Annotated in this window: 7 protein-coding genes; 6 read left to right on the forward strand and 1 reads right to left on the reverse strand. The window is 52.1% G+C overall.

All coding sequences use genetic code 11. The features are described from left to right. Positions 1–50: 50 nt before the first annotated feature. Complete coding sequence (locus L6H65_RS09375; RefSeq protein WP_236340453.1) at positions 51–3,071, reverse strand: efflux RND transporter permease subunit; 3,021 nt, start codon at positions 3,069–3,071, stop codon at positions 51–53. Between the two features lie 238 nt (positions 3,072–3,309). Between L6H65_RS09375 and L6H65_RS09380 the strand changes: the two genes are divergently transcribed. The 6 genes from L6H65_RS09380 (at position 3,310) to L6H65_RS09405 (ending at position 17,778) form a co-directional block, all read left to right on the forward strand. Next, a complete protein-coding gene (locus tag L6H65_RS09380; protein ID WP_236340455.1) occupies positions 3,310–4,503 on the forward strand; it encodes a sensor histidine kinase in 1,194 nt (397 codons plus the stop codon). Then, complete coding sequence (locus tag L6H65_RS09385) at positions 4,481–5,143, forward strand: response regulator (RefSeq protein ID WP_236340675.1); 663 nt, start codon at positions 4,481–4,483, stop codon at positions 5,141–5,143. Before L6H65_RS09380 ends, L6H65_RS09385 begins: the two co-directional genes overlap by 23 nt. 315 nt (positions 5,144–5,458) lie before the next feature. Next, the gene (sbnA, locus tag L6H65_RS09390) at positions 5,459–6,430 is read left to right on the forward strand and encodes a 2,3-diaminopropionate biosynthesis protein SbnA (protein ID WP_236340457.1); all 972 of its coding nucleotides are present in this window, start codon (positions 5,459–5,461) and stop codon (positions 6,428–6,430) included. A gap of 22 nt (positions 6,431–6,452) precedes the next feature. Then, positions 6,453–7,421 carry a 2,3-diaminopropionate biosynthesis protein SbnB gene (locus L6H65_RS09395; RefSeq protein ID WP_236340459.1) on the forward strand — a complete coding sequence of 323 codons (969 nt, stop codon included), beginning with the start codon at positions 6,453–6,455 and terminating at the stop codon, positions 7,419–7,421. Between the two features lie 35 nt (positions 7,422–7,456). Beyond that, positions 7,457–13,027 carry a type I polyketide synthase gene (locus L6H65_RS09400; protein WP_236340474.1) on the forward strand — a complete coding sequence of 1,857 codons (5,571 nt, stop codon included), beginning with the start codon at positions 7,457–7,459 and terminating at the stop codon, positions 13,025–13,027. Beyond that, on the forward strand, positions 13,027–17,778 hold the full coding sequence (locus L6H65_RS09405; RefSeq protein WP_236340476.1) for a non-ribosomal peptide synthetase: 4,752 nt from the start codon (positions 13,027–13,029) through the stop codon (positions 17,776–17,778). Before L6H65_RS09400 ends, L6H65_RS09405 begins: the two co-directional genes overlap by 1 nt. Position 17,779 lies beyond the last annotated feature (1 nt).

A 17,779-nucleotide genomic window follows, 5' to 3' on the forward strand; every position in this document is an offset into this window, starting at 1 on the left:
ACGTCCCGATTCTCTCATCAAGAGGATCGGGACGTTTTTGAATTCTACATCTATACTGTCTGCGAGGCTGGCCGATCATGACCGACAGATTGCTTCATACGGCTTCCGAAGAAGCTGTAGAGAACAGGCACAATGATGAGCGTAAGGAGCGTAGAGGTAATCAGACCGCCGATAACGACGATTGCGAGCGCTCTTGAGATCAAGCCGCCTTCGGTTGATATGGCAAGCGGAATTAGGGCGCCGATGGTTGCTACGGCTGTCATCAGTATAGGACGAATTCGAGTTGCGCCTGCTTCGAGAAGCGCCTCCTGCAGCCCTTTGCCCTGCAGCCTATTCTGCTTCACGCGGTCGAGAAGCACAATTGCGTTCGTGACGACAATCCCGTTCAGCATGAGCAATCCGATCATAGCGGCAATGCCGATCTCTTCATTGACTACGAATAGGCCAAGTATCGCGCCGATCAGAGAGAAAGGAATAGCCGACAAAATAATAACCGGTACCTTTGCTTCTCCGAAAGCAATCAGCATAACGATAAGAACGAGCACGATGCTGACGCCAATGGCGATGCCAGTATTGATGAAGCCTTGCTTCATCTCCTTGGAAACTCCTTCTGAGCCGTAAGTGACGCCTTCCGGCAAATTCAGCGTCTCAAGCTTTGACTCGGCGTCACCGACGACTTTACCGGTATTGGAATCGGTAATCGTAGCGTTAAGACGCAAATATGCTTTCTGATTCAAGTGGCTGATCTTAATCGGATTATTAACCAGCTCAACGGTTCCGACATTCTTGAGCGCTACTTGCTCTCCAAGGGCGTTCATGACCTTCTGATTTTTGAGCTGCTCGATAGACGCATTGCCGCTTAACTGCATCGACAATCGAAGCGAGGTTGTTGTGCCGTTATTTTTGATCTTGGCGATGTTCTCGCCGCTCACCATATTTTTCAATGTCATGGCTACGGTTCCTGCAGTAAGTCCATTCTCTGCGAGCTTCTGTGAGTCGAAGCTGATGGATATTTCCGGCTTCTCGCCGTCAGCCGTACTGTGCACATCGGTTAAGCCTGGCACTTCCTTCAAGGCTGCAACCATTTGAGCGGCGCCTTCCTTTATCGCATCCAGGCTAGGACCGTTGACGATCATGGACAATTTGCCGGCAACATCCATTCCGCTTACCCCTAGAATAACAATCGTCTTGACGCCTTCAAGCTTCAGGAAGTCTTCGCGCAGCCCTGTGACGAGCTCTTCAGGCTCCTTGATTGCCTCACTGATTTGGAATGAAACCGAAGCGGTTTCATTCGATATTTGGGAGTGGACATATTCAATGCCCTCACGGGAATTGATGAGATCCTCAGTCCGCTGTACGATACTCTCGGCATTGGCAAGAGATGAGCCAGTTGGGAGCGTAATATCGGTGCGGTAAGAATGCGTCGTCTCGGATGGCAGGAAATTGAAGCCCATGAATGGCACCAGAGCGCCGCTGCCAGCCAATAGGGCAATGGCAATAACAAGCGTATACATGCGATGCGAAAGCGCCCATTTAAGGGAACGGAGATAACCGCGCTGCACGATGTTCTCCTTTGGAGCGGTATGCTTGATGCGAAGAAGGAACATATTTGAGAGCAGCGGTACAACAGTTACGGCAACGAGCAATGAGAACAGCAGTGAAATAACGATCGTCCATGCCAGCGGGACGAAGAATTTCCCTACAATGCCCGGTACAAAAGCCAAAGGCAGGAACACGGCGACCGTTGTCAACGTGGAAGAGGTTATGGCGCCTGCAACTTCGGAGGTTGCTTGCTGGATCAGCTGTCCATCGCGCTTATTGCTTATGCTGACACGGCGGAAGATGTTCTCCATGACGACGATGGAATCGTCAACGACACGTCCTACTGCAACGGCAATTGCTGCGAGTGTCAACGTATTCAAGGTGTAGCCTAGCTTCGCCAAAATAATAAATGAGGCAAACATGGAAAGTGGAATCGAGATAACGGCTATAAGCGTCGAGCGCAGGTTGCGCAGGAACAGCATCGTTACGATGACCGCCATAATGACGCCGAGCATAACTTCACGCATCATCGCGTTGACGGATTTCTCGATTTCGATGGAACGGTCAAGCAGTGCATGATACTCAATGCCATCAGGGAAGGCGGAATCATCCAGCACCTTCTTCACTTCCTTGGCAATTGTAACAGCATCCTGACCAGGTACCGGAATAATGTCGATTTGGATCGCAGGCTGTCCGTTAAATTGAATGACAGCGTCAGAATCGGCTCTTAATGCAACTTCTGCAAGCTCGGATAGCTTTACGATTTGGAGCGGCTTGCCGTCAGGCGTTGCCGGATTCCGAAGTCCGAGCGGGAAATTCGCAACCTCCTCTGCTGTCTTGTAAGTGCTGTCGATTCGAATAGGAAGCGTCTGCTGCGATGTTTCGAGCTCGCCAATCGGGACGGACAGATTGTTCGCCAGCAGCAGCGATCGCAGCTGTTCAATGGTCAGCTTGTATTTATCCAATGCGGAAGGCTTCACTTTAATGTCGATATTCAAATCGGAGATGCCCTTCAGCTTGACGGTTTCGATGCCTTTAATGGAGGTCAAATCCGGCTTGAGCTTGTTCTCGATGAAACCGCGAAGAGCCTCATCCGAACCGCCATAAACAGCGATAGAATAAATTTCAGGGTCGAGCTTGAATGGGGATAATTCCGGTTCTCTGGCGCTTGCTGGCAGCGTCATTTTACTAATGGCCTCTTTAACATCCGCTTCGCCGATTGCAGCATCAGCGCTCATGCTGAACTGAACGGTAGCCGTCAGCGCATTCGCTTGTGCACCCACGAATAAGTTGTCGACATTCTTGATATTGCGGAGCGCTTCTTCCAACGGCTTGCCGATATCCTCAAGGGACTGCTGCGGCGATGCGCCAGGATATACGATCCTGATATCAAGAAATGGAATATCAACTGCGGGATACTTCTCCATATTCATTTGTGTTACGGAATAGATGCCGCCAGCAATCAAGCATACAACTAGAATCATAATAACAGCGGCGTTCTTCATACTGAAACGTGTCAAAATTCCCAAAATCTGATTCCCCCAGTTCATCTTTACGAGCTTTTCCCCCATGCTAGCATATAGAGGAAGGATTAAAATCTGGCCCTTGCCATAAATAATACTCTGGAATTCTATGGTTGTAAGAACAGCGGCTATGTCATTCAGATAACCGTCTATAACAATTGGTATATATATGTAGGCTTTGGAATGAGATATAATGTAAGATATATGTACGAAGATATACGGTCTATACGTTGGAGGGAATACCTTGAAATCTTGGCCTATTAATTATCGGATGCTATTTGCGCTGCGCATCGGGTTTATTCTACTCTATTGTCCGGTTTATTTCTTCGCTCAGTCGGATATTCCAACTTGGAAAGATGCTTTCGTCATTGGGACGATTATCCTATTTATTACGAATCATATCTTGTATGACTATACGAAGAAGATGAGATGGTTTTTACTCGTAGCAGCAATTGATTTTCTGGCTGCGAGCAGCTATGGATTTGTATTTCTCGGCGGCAATCTGCCGGATCAGTGTATTATTGGTCTCGTCGGTCTTATTCTGTTCATGCGGATACGTTCTCCGCATCTCGTCAGCGCATGGTTGATCCTGCTGGTCTTTTATTGGGTCACATTGCTTACGGTGGAGTATCGTCTGCTGGACAGCATTGATATTGTGTCGATTATTGTCAATACAGCATTTGTTGTATTCCTGACCTTTATCGGATCACTGATCCGTTATTATCAGCAAGCAAGACAGGAATCGGCAGAGCTCTACGACCAGCTGCGCCAGTATGCCAAGCAGGTGGAGGGCTTGGCGGCAGCCAAGGAACGGAGTCGCATTGCCCGGGAAATTCACGATAGCATCGGGCATATGCTAACCTCGCTTCTTGTACAGCTGCAAGTAACGCGCAAGCTGCATCCGATCGATCAGAACAAGAGCTATGACTCGCTGCTCAAGTGTGAGGATTTGGCCAGAGGAGCGCTTCAAGAGGTTCGGATGTCGGTTAGAGCGATGCGCGATGATGATTGGAAGGCGGCATTTCTGGAATCGATCCGGACGCTTATTAATGATTTTTCTGCAATAACAGGAATGAATATTACGTTTCATTCCTCTGGAGATATGACAGCAGTTTCCCAACAGGTGCAACTATCTATCTATCGCATTGTTCAAGAGTTTCTGACGAATGCGCATAAGCATGGCAAAGCGAGTCTGACCGCCATCCAGCTGAATTGCAATTCCAGTGAGATTGAACTGAATATGCTGGATAATGGGGAGGGCACCGCATTAGTGAAGGAAGGGTATGGTTTGCGGAGCATGAGTGATCGGGTAGAGGAGCACGGAGGAACATTCCAGATTAGCAGCGATGTAGGACGCGGCTTTGAGGTCTCGATAACCGTTCCGGCTCAATTAACCCCCTTTGAGGAGAGAGATGATGATACGCGTCTTAGTAGTTGACGATCAAACGATCATGCGGGAAGGGCTTGTCACGATTCTGCAACTGGAAAACAATCTGGAGGTTGTCGGAACTGCGACCAATGGTCTTGAAGCATTTGAGTTGGCAGAGCAGCATCGTCCCGATGTTGTCGTTATGGATATTTATATGCCGAAGGTCGATGGTGTGGAAGGAACAAGGCTCATCAAGCAGAAGTATCCCGCGATAAAGGTATTGATCCTTACTACCTTCAACGACAATGCGCTGCTGCTGCGGGCGATGGATGAAGGGGCGAGCGGCTATTTGCTTAAGGAGATGCCTGCAGAGTCTATTATTAGTGCAATTATGACGGTGGCGACAGGTGGAGTCGTGCTTCAACCCGTCATTTCCCAACAGCTTGTCCATGAGCTGAAGAAAGCAAAATCAACAACGAATCAGCACGAAGCGGAGCTGCTGCGCTACAAGAAGCTGACAGACCGCGAACAGGAAGTGTTAAAGCTGCTTGGGATGGGCTGCAACAACAGGGAGATTGCGGACAAGCTGTTCATTTCTGAGGGGACTGCGAAGCTGCACGTATCGAATATTATTTCCAAGATGGATTTCAGAGATCGCACACAAGCGGCAATATTCGCTGTTCGTTACGGGATTACAGAGTTTACATGAAATGATGAGCAGGTGGATCAAATTTGAGGAGGTGAGGGTGAGGTAGGGCATTGCGGATTAGCGATGTCTGAGCGAGAACGCAATTTGCAATTTAAATGGTAGAGGGGTTATCGATGAAGAAGAGCTTCGTATGATGAGGGATGAATAAGACCGTCGCCAAAAGCTTCCCAGGGCCACATGGTTTACGGTCTCGTACGCAGGTTTTTTTGCCATGCTCGGAAACGAGCTGTCAAAAACCCTCTTTTCATTGTAACGCATAACCCCCAGACTCTTCAAGGGATGTCAGAAAATCCATTAAGGCGAAGGGGAAGTGAAATGATAGAGCATATTTTGCACACGCCAAGCAATACACCAGTAGTCCGGCTAAAAATGGAAGGTCTGGAGCATATTCAAGTGTTAGCCAAGCTGGAATATATGAATCCGACAGGCAGCGTCAAGGATCGGGCAGCTTCCTTCCTGATCGAGAAGCTGCTGCGCCAGCGGGAGATTAACCAGGATACGGTCCTGATCGAATCAACATCCGGCAATTTCGGTATTGCGCTGAGTGCATATTGCCGTTATTACGGCTTGAAATTCCATTGCGTAATCGATTCGAATATTTCTTCTGAGAACGAAATGCTGATCCGCATGATGGACCCTACCGTGCACAAGGTAACGGAACGGGATGCCACAGGCGGCTATCTGCTGAATCGAATCAAGAAGGTTTGCGAGCTGAAAGAGAGCATACCGAATTCGTACTGGGTCAATCAGTATCAGAATCCTTATAATGCAGAGGCGTATTACCAGACGCTTGGCAACGAGATCTGTGATACAGTCGATTCCGTTGACTATGTCTTCCTCGGCGTGAGCTCCGGGGGAACGATAACAGGCGTGTCCCAGAAAGTGAAGGAACGATTTCCGAATGCGAAGATTGTAGCAGTAGATATTGTAGGCAGTGTTATTTTTGGAGGACAACCCCGCAAGCGCTTTATACCCGGCATAGGCTCCAGCATGATTCCCAACATACTAAGCAGCGCGAAGATAGATGAAGTTGTGATGATCGACGAATGGACAACCATAGCGATGTGTCATGAGCTTTATTTGAAGCATTCCCTGTTCGCCGGCGGTTCTTCCGGTTCTGTTTATGCAGCAATCAAACAATATTTCACCGACAACAAGAGTATCCGTTCAGCAAATGCCGTATTTATTCTTGCTGACCGCGGCGAACGTTATATGAACACGATCTATAACCATAATTGGGTACGCAATTTTGAGGAGAATCATCTGGAACAAGAGATAAAGGCCTGATAAGCCATGAAGGAGATGGACAATGCTGTATTTGAATGAAGCGGATATTAATGCTATGGGAGTTAATTGGGAGGAGCAGGTCCACCATATCGAAGGGGCAATTGCTTGCATGCGCGATCGTGATTTTGTGCAGCCGGTGAAGCCATATTTGCGATTTGGAGATAAGAGCAACCGGATTATCGCGATGCCTGCTTATTTGGGCGGGGATTATCATATTGCCGGAATTAAGTGGATCGCCAGCTTTCCCAGCAATATTCAGGAGTCGATCCCAAGGGCGCATAGTGTCGTCATATTGAACGAAGCGAATACGGGAAGACCGGTCGGCATTATTAATACGGCGCTGCTTAGCATGATACGAACGGCCTCGGTCAGCGGCTTCATGCTGCGTCAATATGATCGGGCTCGTCCGCTGCAAGGAGCGAAGGTGGGCATTATCGGCTTCGGTCCAATCGGACAATACCATCTTCGCATGTGCGCGGAGCTAATCGGGGATCGCGTGTCCGAGATTGCTATTTATGATATTAAAGGAATTGCGCAGGCCGATATACCGGAGGCTTACAGGGATAAGGTTCGCATCGTAGACAGCTGGCAAGCGGCGTACGACAATGCCGACGTGTTCATAACTTGCACAGTTTCTAAAGAACCTTATGTTGACCGCAGCCCCAAGCAGGGCTCCCTTCAACTGAATGTGTCGCTTCGCGATTACACAACGGCTATTTATGACGATGTCAAGGGCGGTATTGTCGTTGATGATTGGGATGAGGTATGCCGGGAGAAAACGGATATCGAGATGCTGCATCTTCACAAAGGTTTGAAGAAGGAGGATACGCTCTCCATCGCTGATTTATTAGATGCCGGAGTGCTTGCAGCGCTGCCAGCACAGCAGACAATTATGTTCAATCCGATGGGCATGGCGATATTTGATATGGCAGTAGGCGCGGTTTATCTGCGGCAGGCGCTACTGAGCGAGACGGGCCAACAGCTGGCATAAGGCAGCGATCTTGGAAGGGAAAGGAGAAGGATGACATGAAAGAACCAATCAATCAAGCATCGTCGGAGCCGATTGCTATCGTTGGCATCGGCTGCAAATTTCCTGGCGGAGCGCATGGGCCGGAGAAGTTCTGGGACATGCTGCTTGCAGGAACGGATGCGATAACGGAAATTCCTGAGGAACGCTGGAGCATGTCGAGCTTTTATGGAGCTGATCGGAGTCGAACGGGACGATCGCATGCCAAGTGGGGAGGGTTTATTGAAGGGCTTGACCGCTTTGATGCCGCATTCTTCGGCGTCTCGCCGCGTGAAGCGAATCATATGGACCCGCAGCAGCGCATTCTGATGGAGACAAGCTGGGAAGCGCTGGAGGATGCGGGCATCGTGCCAAGCAAGCTTGCTGGAAGCCGGACTGGGGTATACATCGGCGGTTTCTGCATGGACTATCAGGTGCTTTCCTTCAAGGAAAGCAATCTTCACGAGATTGGCTCTCATACCGCAACAGGCGTTTCACTCACAATGCTTGCTGCGCGCCTATCCTATTTGTATGATCTGCGCGGTCCTAGTATTGCGCTGGATACAGCATGCTCCTCCTCGCTTGTATCGGTTCATCTTGCTTGTCAGAGCATATGGAGCGGCGATGCTGATCTTGCGATTGCCGGAGGCGTTAACGCGATGATTATCGCGGATCCGTTCATCTCGGAATCCAAGGCTGGCATGCTCTCGCCAACGGGTCGCTCCAAAGCGTTCGATGATCGGGCGGATGGCTATGTGCGCGGGGAAGGGGCTGGGCTTGTTGTACTGAAGCCATACGCGCAGGCAGTTGCGGACGGAGACCGAGTCTATGCTTTAATTCGGGGGACGGCGGTCAATCAGGACGGTCATACGCCGGGAATTACAGTTCCGAGCAAGGAATCGCAAATCGCTTTAATGCGGGAAACATTCGCCAAGGCTGGGTTGGCTCCTTCACAAGCCTCCTATATGGAAGCGCATGGAACGGGAACGCCTGTGGGCGATCCGCTTGAGGCCAATGCCATAGGAACGGTAGTTTCCTCAGGACGTGCGGAGGACAGCAAGTGCTGGATATCATCGATCAAGACGAATATCGGACATACGGAAGCGGCTGCCGGAATTGCTGGATTAATCAAGACGGCGCTTGTGTTGAAGGAGCGCGTCGTTCCGCCTCATTTGCATTTCCTGAATGCGAATCCGGATATCGACTTCAATTCGTTGAAATTGCAGGTGCCAACAGAGCTGCAGCGGCTGGATGACAGCAGCGGGAAGCCGCTAGTGGCCGGTGTCAATTCTTTCGGCTACGGTGGAACGAATGCCCATGCTGTTCTGCAGGCGGCTCCTGTGGAGACGGGACGAGAGGCTTCAGAGGCAGAACCGGCTCATGAGCTGCGCCTGCTCCCATTGACGGGCAAAAGTGAAGAAGCGGTACGTGAATGGGCTGGCCGCATCCGTCAATACATCGAGAATCGCGAGGAGGGAATTGGCGAATCATGGCTGGAAGACATGCTGCATACAGCAGTATGGCGTCGTGAGCAGCATCCTGAACGGCTTGTCATCGGCTTTGACAGCAAGGAGTCGCTGCTGGAGAGACTGGCGCTGGCGGAGAACGGAGAGAGTGGCCCCGGGATTGGGAAAGGCCGCGCTCAGAATGGCGCCGATGGTGTCGTATTTGTCTATACCGGAATGGGGCCGCAATGGTGGGCGATGGGCCGCCAGCTGCTGGCGGAGGAAGCGGTGTTTCGCAAGGCGGCGGTCGAGGCTGATTATGCGTTCAAGAAGCAGGCTGGATTCTCCATACTCGATGAAATGATGAAGAATGAAGATGTTTCTCGTATGGAAGAGACAGAAATTTCCCAGCCAGCGAATTTCATTATTCAGGTTGCGCTGACGGCTCTGTGGGCATCATGGGGCATTCATCCTGCTGCTATCGTAGGCCACAGTGCAGGGGAAGCGGCGGCTGTTCTGGCCGCAGGCGTAATAAATCTGGAAGATGCGTGCCGGGTAATCTATCACCGCAGCCGTCTCCAGCAAACGACGACCGGACAGGGCAAGCTTGTGGCGGTTGGCCTATCGCTCGCGGAAGCGCGTGAAGCGCTGCATGGCTTTGAGGACAGAGTTTCCATCGCGGCGGTTAACAGTCCCAATGCCGTTACAATTGTGGGCGATGAGGCTTCGCTGGACAATGTTGTGCGTCCTCTGGAGCAAAAGGGCATATTCGTCCGTTATTTGCAGGTGAAAGTGCCTTATCACAGTCATTATATGGATGTGCTGAAGGATGAGTTGCTGCTGTCTCTGGACGATCTGCAATTGAAAGAAGCTGACATTCCACTCTATTCCACTGTAACGGGAGGCCGTGTGAATGGAACTGAGCTGGATGGCGCCTACTGGTTCCGCAATGTTCGCGAGCCGGTCTACTTCGCTCAAGCGATGGAGGCTTTGATCGGAGACGGCTTCCGCTTGTATGCAGAGATCGGACCTCACCCTGTGCTGGGGAACTCCATTCAGGAGTGCGCATCGAAGGAAGGGAGGACATGCTTTTCTGTTCCTTCCATTCGCCGCAATGAGAAAGAACGGCAGCAAATGTTCTTTTCATTAGGAGCCTTGTATGCCAATGGGCTTGCGATTGACTGGAATGCCGTAAATGGCAGCAGTGGACGCTTTATTGATCTTCCTGGCTATCCATGGCAGCAGGAGCGCTATTGGAGCGAATCGTTATCATCAAGCATCTATCGTACCGGGGTTCCGCAGCATCCGCTGCTGGGCAAGCGAGCGGACGCAACGTCCACAGTCTGGGAACAGGATATTGATTGCTCCGAGCTTGCTTACTTGAAGGATCACCAAATTGCAGGCCGTATCGTTTATCCGGGAGCGGCCTATATCGAATCAGCAATTGCGGCAGCGCAAGAGACGTTCGGCGAATGTCCAGCTGTGCATGTGAGCGATATTCGATTCGCGAAAGCGATGTTCCTGCAGCAGGAGGGCGCTCAGCCGGCGCGACTTGCGCTGGATGCGGAAACCGGGGCATTCAAGATTTACACGAGAAGCGGCGCGGAGCGTGCCATTGGCGCCTTGCATGCGTCGGGCCGCATTCGGCCGAGCTTCGTTCGGACACCGCGCAGAGCACGGGTGGATATGCTCAAGCTGCATTTGGACAAGCAATTCGACAAGCCGGAGCTGTATCCGAAATTCCGCTTGTTCGGTTTGGAATACGGTCCAGTCTTTCAAGGGATCGACAGCTTGCGGCAAGGTGAGCTGGAGGCCGTTGCCGAGCTCTCACTGCCTGATGAGGTGTCATCGACGCTAGACCATTATGATGTTCATCCCGTCCTGCTGGATTATTGTCTTCAAACGATGGCTGCTTGTATGCCGTTTCCGGAGCATCCAGAGGATGCAACGGTTTATATGCCTACAGGCATTGAGAGCGCTCTGCTGTTCAAGCGTCCTTCTGGCAAGCTATGGGTCCATGCGAAGGTGGAGTCGTTTAACGAGGTTGAATTAGTCGCGACGGTTCGGCTCATCGGCGAGGATGGACGTGTATGGTTCGAGCTTAACGGCTGCCGCGCTCGCGCGATGCAGCGTGAGACGGCAACGTTCAAAGCGCCGGATTATTACGGTATCACATGGAAGCAAACAGCGGCGGAAGAGCTGCCGTCATCCCGGTCCGAAGATGTCAGCGCGACTGCTCCGGCTTTGGGTACATGGATTCTGCTGGCGGATAAGAACAAGACTGCCAATACGCTCGCAAGCAAGCTTGAAGCGGCTGGGAATAACGTTATCACGGTTCATGCGGGGGAGAGTTATTTCAGTGGAGGAGATCGCTCCTTTGTCATCAATCCGCAGGAGCCGGAGCAATACAACCGTCTGCTGCAGGATGTGCCGCAGACTTTAACCAACGATGCCATTGCTGGCATTTTGCACATGTGGAGCTTGGATGCAGCAGCGAATGCTGAGCTTAGCAGCGAGGAATTGGAGAGGGCGGAACAACTAGGCTGCCACTCCGTTCTATATTTAACGCAGGCGATGGCTTCATTACAGTGGAAGAGGAAGCCGCGGCTCTGGCTTGTCACAATGGGATCACAGCCAGTTCTGCACAATGCAGAGCCGATTTCTGTTGCCCAATCCGCTATCTGGGGCTTGGCCCGGGTTATCGGACATCAAGAGCATGCCGATCTGTGGGGCGGCATCGTCGATTTGGATGCTGCGAATGAGGCGCAATCGGTAGAAATGCTGAAGAATGAGCTGCTGCAGCAAAGGACGGGCGATGATCAGCTCGCTTATCGCGGGGCGGATCGCTTTGCTGCCCGATTCGAGCCTGTGCCCGATTGCGGGTCGCCTATTCCGCCGGAGTTCAAGGCTGATGGCAGCTATTTGATCACCGGAGGGTTCGGCGGTCTCGGTCTGCTCGTTGCCCGTTGGCTAGTCGAACGCGGTGCGCGAAGACTGATTCTGCTTGGCCGGAATACATTTCCAGAGCGCAGTGAATGGAGCGCGATAGACTCCGGTGATGTCATCGGTGAGCGAATTCAAGCGGTGCGCCAGCTTGAACGGATGGGTGCGTCCGTACATATCGCAGGTTTTGATATTTCGGATGGGGCAGCCTTCGCGCAGTGGCTGAAGCAGTACAAGGCAGAGGGCTGGCCAGCTATTCGCGGCGTCTTTCATTCGGCTGGCTTCGCCAAGCCTCAGCTGCTAATGAATATGGATGCAGCATCGTTCCGAGCTGTAACGCGTCCCAAAATCGCAGGTGTATGGAATCTGCACGAGCAGCTCCGTGGAGAGCCGCTGGATTGCTTCGTCATGTTCTCATCGGTAGCGGCGCAGCTCACATCGGCCGGACAAGGGAATTATTCGGCGGGCAATGCCTTCCTGGATGCCTTCGCCTATTATCGCAGATCGCTTGATTTGCCTGCTCTGAGCATCAACTGGGGACCATGGGCAGAGGTTGGCATGGCGGCGAAGCTGCAGTTGAACGATTTCTTCGAACAGCGGGGCAATTACCCGATTTCAGGTCAGCAGGGCCTTCTTGCGTTGGGACGGGCAATGGAGCAAGATCGGCCGAATGTGACGGTTGTTGCGGTCGATTGGTCGATTGTCGCAGACCGCAACTATCAGACCGGGATTCCTGCCATGGTGAGAGAGCTGGTTGAGAATGCGCGCAACGTCGTCCAGGAGGATGGTCAAGGTGAAAGCAGAAGCGGGGACGAATTCCTCCTGGCTGTTATTACCGAGCAGGACATGGATGCAAGGCGGAGTCTGATCGTAGAGGGGATCATAGAGGTCGTCTCCAAAGTGATGGGCATTAACAGGGATAAGCTGTCGCTGGAGCAGTCCTTGAATACAATGGGGCTCGATTCCATGCTGGCGATGGAGATGAGGAGCCGTCTCGAGAAGGACACGGGTGTTTCCTTTACCGTGGTGGAATTGCTGTCAGGACCAAGCATTGCACAATTCGCTGAAACGATGTTGACCAAGATCGGTGAGCTGACAGATGCCTCGGCGGATGACGATGCGCTTCTGGATGAACTGGCAGGGCTGTCCGAAGAGGAGATCGAGCGGATGCTTCAAGAAGTTTCGGGCGGAATGGAGCGTTAATGATGAATCATTGGAAAGACAGGCTTGATGAGCTGCCGAAGGATCAGCGGGCACTGCTGCTGGCCAAGCTCAAGCAGAGCAAGCGCAAGGAAGAGATGAAGCCGATTGAGCGTATCCAGCGGACAGGGAACACATTCCCTGTCTCGGCTGCGCAGCGTCCGATCTGGTTCTTCGATCAATTGGAGCCGGAGACGCCTATGTATAACATTGCGGCCCAGGTCCGGCTAGTTGGGGCTCTTGATGTTGAACTCCTGCATCGGTCGTTAGGGGATATCGTCAAGCGGCATGAATCGCTGCGCACCATATTCGAGGTGAATGGACAGGGCGAGCCTGTCCAGCGCATCCTCGCCACGATGGATGTGCCGCTGGAGCTTGTATGTGTGAAGGATGCACCAATCGCTGAACAGGGGGAGGCAATTGAACGTATTGCCCGTACGGCAAGCAGGGCCCCGTTCCATTTAAGCGCAGGACCTCTCGTGCGCATAGCGATGGTTAGACAGAGCGATACGGCGCATACGATTATTTTTGTCGTCCATCATATCGTCGCCGATTATTTGTCCATCATGCGAATTGTTGAAGAGACGCTTCGTTCATATGAGCGGCATTTAGGTGGCGCTGGCGAGTTCGAGGAAGCGGCTGCGGATGAGAAGAGACTGCACTATATTGATGCGGCAGCATGGCAGGAGACGACTCTGGAGGAGGTCAAGGAAAAGCAGCTTGCCTACTGGCGGGAGCAGCTTGCGGGAGTGCTGCCGATCTTGGAGCTTCCTGCTCAGGCTTCACGACCTCCCGTGCAGACGTATCGAGGGCGAACGTTCAAGTTCGCGATGGATGCACCATTGCTGGAGCGTGTGAAAGCTTTCGCCAATGATAAGGAAGCGACGGTTTTCATGACGTTGATGACTGCTTACCAAGCGCTGCTCAATCGCTATACAGGAGATTCGGACATCATCGTCGGCTTCAATACTTCAGGACGCTCAAGGAGAGAGCTGGAGCACGTAGTCGGCACATTCGCAGGAACCCTGCCGCTTCGAACGGAGATTCAAGGCGACCGTCCATTCGCAGATTTGCTGGATACTGTGAAGGCGCGAATGCTGGCGGCTATGGATCACGGAGATGTGCCCTTCAATATGCTGGCCGATGAATGGAATGCCGTTCATGATCCGAGCCATCATCCGATCTTCCAAACCTTGTTTAATGTGAACAAGCTGGCTGCCGAACAGGACATGTCCGGCCTATCGTTTTCCTTTGAATTATTGGACACGGGGACATCCAAGTTCGATTTGTCGCTGGAAATTTATTTGGGTGAAAATGATGCGTTCTGCATGTTTGAATATAATGCTGATCTCTTCCAGGAGGAACAGATGAGCCGCATGGCGGAGCATTATATCAATCTGCTGGATGCTGCAATGAATGAGCCGGCGACCGCTATTCGCCAGCTTTCTATTCTGACGGATAAGGAGCGGGAGCTGCTGCGCCGTTGGAATGATACACAATGGACGCTGCCAGAGACGGGGACGATCCATGAAATGATTGCCCTTCGGGCGCATGAGACGGCTGATCGGATTGCTGTGCGATGCGGCAGCCGCTCATTGACTTACGGCGAGCTGGAAGAGCAGGCGAATCGGCTGGCTTCTTGCCTGCGGGAGAGAGGAGTGAGCAAGGGCGCTGCTGTGGGAGTCTGCATGGATCGTTCGGAGCAGTATTTGATTGCTCTGATTGCAGTGTTCAAGGCTGGCGGCATCTATATTCCTATCGACCCGGCATATCCTGCCCAGCGGATTCAGCATATGATCGCCAAAGCGGACATTGGACTGGCCATTGCATCCGAAGCTTGCAAGGACAAGCTTCCAGGCGGAGACATTGAGATCGTAAATCCAATGGCATTATCGGAACGGTCCGCGCTTGATCTGTCGCCTAGTGCTGCTGCCGTTGTGGTGGAGCCCGACGATCCCGCCTACATTATTTTTACCTCAGGATCAACCGGCTTGCCCAAAGGAGCGGGCGTGTACCATCTCGGGATGCTCAACCACGCCGCTGCCAAAATAAAGGATATGGAAATTACAGAGAACGACATCATCGGCCAGAATGCTTCACAGAGCTTCGATATCTCTGTCTGGCAATGTCTTGTCCCGCTCATGGCTGGCGGCACAGTGGTCGTCTACCCGGATGAGACCGCCCGGGATGTCGTGGCGTTGATGAACAGCGCTGAAGCGGACAGGCTGACTATTCTTGAGCTTGTGCCCTCGATGCTCGGCTCGTTCCTCAGCATGATCGAAGCTGGCATTATCGAAGCTCCGAAGCTGAGAGAGCTGCGCTATCTGGTTCTAACGGGAGAGGCGCTTCCGGCTGCGCTTGCTAGACGCTGGTTCCTCTCCTATCCTGACATTCCGCTCGTTAACGCTTACGGGCCAACGGAATGCTCGGACGATGTTACCCATCATATCCTTGCATCGGCTCCTCATGAGTCGATAGCAAGTATTCCGATAGGCAAGCCAGTAATCAATACGCAGCTGCATGTGCTCGATGATCGTCTGGAGCTTGTCCCCATCGGCATTCCTGGAGAAATCTATGTATCCGGGCGCTGCCTTGGAATGGGATATATCAATGATGCCGAGAAGACTGCTGCTGCGTTTCTGCCGCATCCTTTTCCAACTGAACCGGACGAGCGGATTTATCGGACGGGAGACCGCGGATACTGGACGGACAATGGCGAGCTGATCTATATGGGGCGAATCGATCATCAGGTGAAGATTCGCGGGTTTCGAATCGAGCTTGGAGAGATCGAGGCGACGATTGACAGCCTTCCGAACGTTCGGCATAATGTCGTTCTCATTATTGAGGAAGAGACAGGCGAGAACAGTATCGCTGCTTATATTGTTATGGCTGCGGGTGCTGAACAATCTGCGCAAGCCATTCACGAGCTGCTAAAGTCCAGGCTGCCGGAATATATGATACCCCTTTATGTCGTATTTCTAGAGGCGCTTCCGCTTACCGCAAATGGAAAAATCGATCGCAAAGCGCTGCCGATACCGGAGAGAGCCCTCCCTGCGAACGAGGAGACTGCTCATCCAATGACAGAGGTCGAGCTGGCGATTGCGGGGATCTGGCGCGACTCGCTGGGCGTCCAATCTGTCGGCGTGAGGGACAGCTTCTTCGAGTTGGGTGGAAACTCGCTGCTCGCCACACAAATTGTTTACCGTATGCGGGCGGAATTTGAGGTTAGCGAGGAGCTGACGTTGCGAACGTTTTTCCGCGATGCAACGATCGGCAGCATTGCTGGATTTATTGCCTTGAAGGGGGCTAGTGAAGCGGCAGCGACAGCTGCTCCATTGAGACCGATTCCAAGCCGCCCGCAAGAGGAGCTTGTGGAATTGTCCCATGCGCAGAAGCGATTCTGGTTTCATATGCAATATTCCGAGGATGAGGCGCTTGGAATGGTATGGGCGACAGAGCTGGAAGGTCCGCTTCAAACGGATATTTTCCTGGAGTCGTTTCGGCGAACCGCATTGCGGCATGACATGATGCACTCGGTAGTTGAGGAAGTGGACGGGATTCCGTATTTGAAAACAGCGGATACTCATCTGCCGAACATTGTTTATAGCGATCTGACGGACTTAACCTATGAAGCGGGAATGCGAGAGGTTGCAGCCTTCATGTCATCGGAGCAAGCCCGTCCATTTGCAATCAGTGGAGAGCCTTTCTTCCGCATCGCGTTGTTCAAGCTGGATTCAGAGCGGCATGTTCTTATTGTCAATGCTCATCATATCGGCGCTGATGCTTGGTCGCATCAGGTAGTAATGGATGATGTCGGCGCCTATTACAATGCTGCGGTGCAGGGCGGCGAGGCGGCGCTGCAGCCGGTAGTACAGTACCGTGATTTTATACATTGGCAGGCTGATCGACTGGAGCGCGGTGAATTGGACCAGCAGAGGGCTTATTGGAAACGCCAGCTGTCGGAGGATGTGGAGCTGCCGCAGCTGCCCCTCGATAATCTCACGGTTAGTGAACGGAGCGAGCTGGAAGCCAGTCCAACACGCAGACATGTTTTCGGCCAGCCGCTCGCAGGACGGCTTCGCCAGCTGGCAGCAGCGACAGGAGGCTCCATATTTACTGTTGTACTGGCAGGGTTGAATATTTGGCTGGCCAAACGGTGCAATCAAACGACGATCACAATCGGTTCGACGATGTTCGGGCGCATTCATCCGGATTTGGAGCGTGTATGCGGGTTGTTTATCAATCCGGTCGTGCTGCGCACAGACCTGTCGGGCAATCCGTCCGGCTATGAGGTGATCGAATCCGTCACAGCGGGGACTTACGAGGCTTTTGCCAATCAGGAATATACGTATGATCTGGTCGTGCGCGATGCACGGTCGCAGAGTGGCGAGGATAAAACGCTGTTCAATATTGTGCTGATCGGCCAGAACAATGCTTCGCATGGTCTGAAGCTGCAGGACATTGCTGCGAGGCCGCTGAAGGAAGAGCGGAGGGGAGCTGTCCGCCGCGATGTGCAGGATGACAAGTCTAAGGTGAAGGACGATTTGCAGTTTTCCTTGTACGAGTCGGAGTCGGAAATTGCCATTCATACGCTGTATAACGGCGATAAATTTTATCCTTCGTCCATTGATGCTTTCCTGACCGAAATCGAATATGTGCTCAATCAGCTTGGAGACGATCCCTCTATTAAATTGGCAAGAATGAACATCCAGAGTGTGGATGAGACGGCTGATTGGGATGAAATATTTGCGTGAT

Source organism: Paenibacillus plantiphilus (assembly GCF_927798095.1).
Classification (GTDB): domain Bacteria; phylum Bacillota; class Bacilli; order Paenibacillales; family Paenibacillaceae; genus Paenibacillus_Z; species Paenibacillus_Z plantiphilus.

Bases quoted from the DNA above. Each gene is read 5' to 3' on its own strand.
- L6H65_RS09385 (WP_236340675.1), top strand. From the start codon at position 4,481: ATGATACGCGTCTTAGTAGTTGACGATCAAACGATCATGCGGGAAGGG.
- L6H65_RS09395 (WP_236340459.1), top strand. From the start codon at position 6,453: ATGCTGTATTTGAATGAAGCGGATATTAATGCTATGGGAGTTAATTGG.
- L6H65_RS09400 (WP_236340474.1), top strand. From the start codon at position 7,457: ATGAAAGAACCAATCAATCAAGCATCGTCGGAGCCGATTGCTATCGTT.
- sbnA (WP_236340457.1), top strand. From the start codon at position 5,459: ATGATAGAGCATATTTTGCACACGCCAAGCAATACACCAGTAGTCCGG.
- L6H65_RS09405 (WP_236340476.1), top strand. From the start codon at position 13,027: ATGATGAATCATTGGAAAGACAGGCTTGATGAGCTGCCGAAGGATCAG.